The sequence below is a fragment of the Longimicrobium sp. genome (assembly GCF_036280135.1).
GTDB lineage: Bacteria > Gemmatimonadota > Gemmatimonadetes > Longimicrobiales > Longimicrobiaceae > Longimicrobium.
In genome coordinates this window covers 1-3,481 of the sequence record NZ_DASURI010000454.1, presented here as the reverse complement: position 1 = coordinate 3,481, position 3,481 = coordinate 1, and the positions used below count along the sequence as shown (strand labels likewise).

Sequence of the window (3,481 nt, the reverse complement as noted above, 5' to 3'; positions counted from 1 at the left end):
AGGAGATGCTCGTGGACCCCGACCAGCTCAAGGTGCGCTACTTGGACGTGGACGTGGCCGACGACCTGTTCCTGCTGCGCGAGGACCGGCACGTCGTCATCCCCATCGAGGCCGTGGAGCTGCGCGAGCGCGGCGAGGACGTGTGGGTGCACGGGCTCACGGCGCAGCAGGCGGCCATGCTTCCCGCGTACATGGGCGGCCCCGTGGACCCGCTCGTGGAGATGCGCGTCCGCGAGGCGTTCGCCGGCGCCGCCGCGTCCGCCCGCGACCCACGCCTGGATGCCGCGCCCGTGCCGCCCCCGCTCGCCGCCGGCCCCGTGGCGGGCTCCGCGGACGAGACGGTGCTGGATGCGCCTCCGCCGGACGGAACGCCGCTGGACGCGCCGCCCCCGCTGGAGTATGGCGGCGACATGCCTCCGCCCCTTCCGCCGGGCGCGCACGCGCGAGAGTAGCAGACAAATCGCGGCGCCGGATCATCCTCCGGCGCCGCGGCTCTTTGCCGAGGACAATCAGGGATATGCGACGGATCGCACCTCGTCCGCATGGACGAGCAAATCGTGCTTTACCTGCCGGTGCGACAGCGTGACCAGAATCACCTGGACACCTTCACGGCGCCCGAACTTCATGGCTGGGACGAAATCGCTGTCCGCAGTGACGAGGATGATGCGGTCGACGATCTGCCGACTGGCCAGCCAGGCGACATCCAGCCCGATCTTCATGTCGACACGCTTCTGCTTCAGATCAGGAGCGAAGTCGCTACCCTGCAAAGGCCTACCCGTCCTCGTGATCTCCTCGGCCGACCGCTTCTTGATGACCCAGCCATCGAAGGAGAGCTCCCCTGCGCGAAAGGCCACGTTGTCCGTGAGCGAGAGTTCGCGAAGAAGATTGTTCATCCCGATGTAGGTCGGAGTCGCCGCGAAATCGATCCGCTGCTTCGTCAGTGGATGAGTTTGTACCTCGCCGTACGGAGTACAGTGATAGCAGTAGATGCGGAAGAGCTCTTCCTCTGTTGGGTTGATGCAGCGCTCGGCAAACTCCCGGATCTCCGCGGCTGTTGCCGCACGATTCCCGAGCAGAGCGTAGAGCTTGTGCAGTACGAACCCCAGATCGAGCAGGACCGCTGTCTTCTTCATATGGAGTGAAGAGGTTCGCGGGAATGAGAAAGGCCCCTCTCCCGTATGACTGACTCGGAGAGGGGCCTTCTATTGATGCCGGCCTACCGGCGTTCGGATGCGGAAAATCTATGTTGATCTCACCACCTTGTCAACACATTCTCACAGAGTTGACAAAGTGGCGAAACTCAATCACGCCGTCCGGTGCACCTGGGTGGCACTGGCCTGGTCCGTGGGCTTGATGATGATCTCGTCGATGTTCACGTGCGGGGGGCGCGTAGCCACCCACAGCACCGTGTCGGCGATGTCGGCCGGCGTAAGGGGCGTCATGTTGCGGTAGACGCTGTCCGCGCGCGCCTGGTCGCCGCGAAAGCGCACCACGCTGAACTCCGTCTCCACCATCCCGGGATCCACCGTGCTCACGCGCACGCCGGTGCCCAGCAGGTCCATCCGCAACCCCCTGGTGATGGCGCCCACGGCGTGCTTGGTGGCGCAGTACACGGCACCGCCGGGATACACCTCGTGCCCGGCCACGGAGCCCAGATTGATGACGTGCCCGCGGCCCCGCTCCACCATGCCCGGCGTGAGGGCGCGCGTGGCGTAAAGCAGGCCGTTGACGTTCGTCTGTACCACCTCGTCCCACTCGGCGGGGTCGCCGGCCTGCACCTTTTCCGTGCCGCGCGCCAGCCCCGCGTTGTTCACCAGCACGTCGATGGCGGCCCACTCCGCCGGCAGCCCGCCGAGGGTGGCGAGCATGGCCTCGCGATCGCGCACGTCCAGCGCCAGCAGGTGCGCCTCCGTGCCGTGCGCCTGCGCCAGCTCGGCCGCGAGGGCTTCCAGCCGCTCGCGGCGGCGTGCGGTGAGCACCAGCCGCGCGCCGGCCTGGGCGAACGCCCGCGCGCACGCCTCGCCGATGCCCGCGCTGGCCCCGGTGATGAGGACCGTTCCCGTGAATCTCATGTCGATGGATGACGCTGTCGTGGTTGCGGATTCCGTTCGCGCGGCAAGATACGGCGCGCGCGGCGGGGAATCCAATCCAGATGGCAGATGCGGGGCGCGCCGTACAGGCACGCCCCGCATCGTGTGTCGCGGATCCAGCCGACGGATCAGTCCGGCGTGGTGTTGCCGCCGGCGACGATCTGCACGCCGCTGGCGGGAACAAGCAGGAAGTACGGCTGTCCCTGCGCCGTCTGGCGCGCCTCGGCGTCCACGTCCTGCGGGACCTGCGACGCCTCGGAGCCGCGCATGACCCGCGCATTGCTGAGGGTCACGCGCTGGCCGGGGTCGATGTCCTTGACCTGCTCCATGGGCTCGGCGAGGATGGCGAACACGCGCTGGCCGTTCTCCTCGATCCAGAACCCGCGGTCCGACGGCGTCTCGGGCACGATGCCGCTGCCGCCCGTCGTCTGCCCCGCGTTGGTGCCCGCCAGCACCGTGCCGATCCACCCCGCCCCGGCCGCGCCCGCGGCTCCGGCGGCGCCCGTGGCAGCCATCCCGGTGGTGTCCGTGGCGGGCATGGGCGCGGCTCCGGCGGCAGTAGCGGCCGGGGCGGTGGTCGTGTCCGTCACGGGCGCCGCGTCGTCGTCGCCGCAGCTGCGCATCAGCAGGAACGCGAGGAGAGCGAGCACCAGCAGGGCCAGCACCCACGGCAACGGGCTTTTCTTTTTCCGTTCGATGTCGATGTCCGCCATGCGTCCCCTCCCGTGACTGTTTTCGCGCCGCGACCGCCCCTGCGAGCCGCGGGGCGCGGCGGGGAGGCAATTTCCGTGCTCTGTAGAAGCTTCGTCCAGCCCAGATGTTTCTGCTACCGGCCTTTGGTCTTCAGGCCACCGCTTCAGGATGAGAGCTGGAGGTAGTCCCTGAGGAACTGACGCGGAGTAACGATGGGAATGCCCCGATAGTTCCCGAGAACGAGAAGATCATCGTCACTCGTGATGAGAACATCCACGTCGGCCTCGAGAAGGCAGGCCAGGATAATCTCGTCTTTCGGATCACGGATGGAGGCATCCCTCACATCCGCGACGCCAGGAACGACCGTCGCCAGGGAGAGCAGGAGCGACAGTAATTCCTCCACGTCCTCATCGCGGACTGGATACCGTCTTCGAATGCGGGAATACGTCATCGTGGTGCGAACTTCCTCCACGATGGCGGGAGAGGTTACGATCTGAAACAGTTGTGCCCGCCAGGCGTCCAGAACCTGAGCGGGCACTCCCTGCTTCTTGAGCAGGCTGCTGATGAAGACGGAGGTGTCAACGACGGCGTTCAACGCTCCTCATCCTCGCGTATTCGACTGCCTCGGCGATATCCGCATCAATCTCGTCCTCGGGGTAGTCCGGGACGGAGTTGCGGATCTTGTCGACGATGGCGAA

General features: G+C 66.8%; 4 protein-coding genes and 1 pseudogene. 1 reads left to right on the top strand and 4 read right to left on the bottom strand.

What is annotated here, in order from left to right; genetic code table 11:
• A pseudogene (locus tag VFZ20_RS14720) lies at positions 1–452 on the top strand (hypothetical protein); the annotation flags it as partial.
• Between the two features lie 57 nt (positions 453–509).
• Here VFZ20_RS14720 and VFZ20_RS14715 read toward each other — a convergent pair.
• From VFZ20_RS14715 to VFZ20_RS14700, 4 genes are all read right to left on the bottom strand, one after another.
• Positions 510–1,133, bottom strand: coding sequence for an NYN domain-containing protein (locus VFZ20_RS14715; RefSeq protein WP_329684659.1), 624 nt, complete (start codon positions 1,131–1,133; stop codon positions 510–512).
• A 171-nt stretch (positions 1,134–1,304) separates the two neighbouring features.
• Positions 1,305–2,072 carry an SDR family NAD(P)-dependent oxidoreductase gene (locus tag VFZ20_RS14710; protein WP_329684658.1) on the bottom strand — a complete coding sequence of 256 codons (768 nt, stop codon included), beginning with the start codon at positions 2,070–2,072 and terminating at the stop codon, positions 1,305–1,307.
• A gap of 146 nt (positions 2,073–2,218) precedes the next feature.
• Positions 2,219–2,803, bottom strand: coding sequence for a hypothetical protein (locus VFZ20_RS14705; protein WP_329684657.1), 585 nt, complete (start codon positions 2,801–2,803; stop codon positions 2,219–2,221).
• A 143-nt stretch (positions 2,804–2,946) separates the two neighbouring features.
• Positions 2,947–3,378 carry a putative toxin-antitoxin system toxin component, PIN family gene (locus VFZ20_RS14700; protein ID WP_329684656.1) on the bottom strand — a complete coding sequence of 144 codons (432 nt, stop codon included), beginning with the start codon at positions 3,376–3,378 and terminating at the stop codon, positions 2,947–2,949.
• Between the last annotated feature and the right edge of the window lie 103 nt (positions 3,379–3,481).

Bases quoted from the DNA above. Each gene is read 5' to 3' on its own strand.
- VFZ20_RS14715 (WP_329684659.1), bottom strand. From the start codon at position 1,133: ATGAAGAAGACAGCGGTCCTGCTCGATCTGGGGTTCGTACTGCACAAG.
- VFZ20_RS14710 (WP_329684658.1), bottom strand. From the start codon at position 2,072: ATGAGATTCACGGGAACGGTCCTCATCACCGGGGCCAGCGCGGGCATC.
- VFZ20_RS14705 (WP_329684657.1), bottom strand. From the start codon at position 2,803: ATGGCGGACATCGACATCGAACGGAAAAAGAAAAGCCCGTTGCCGTGG.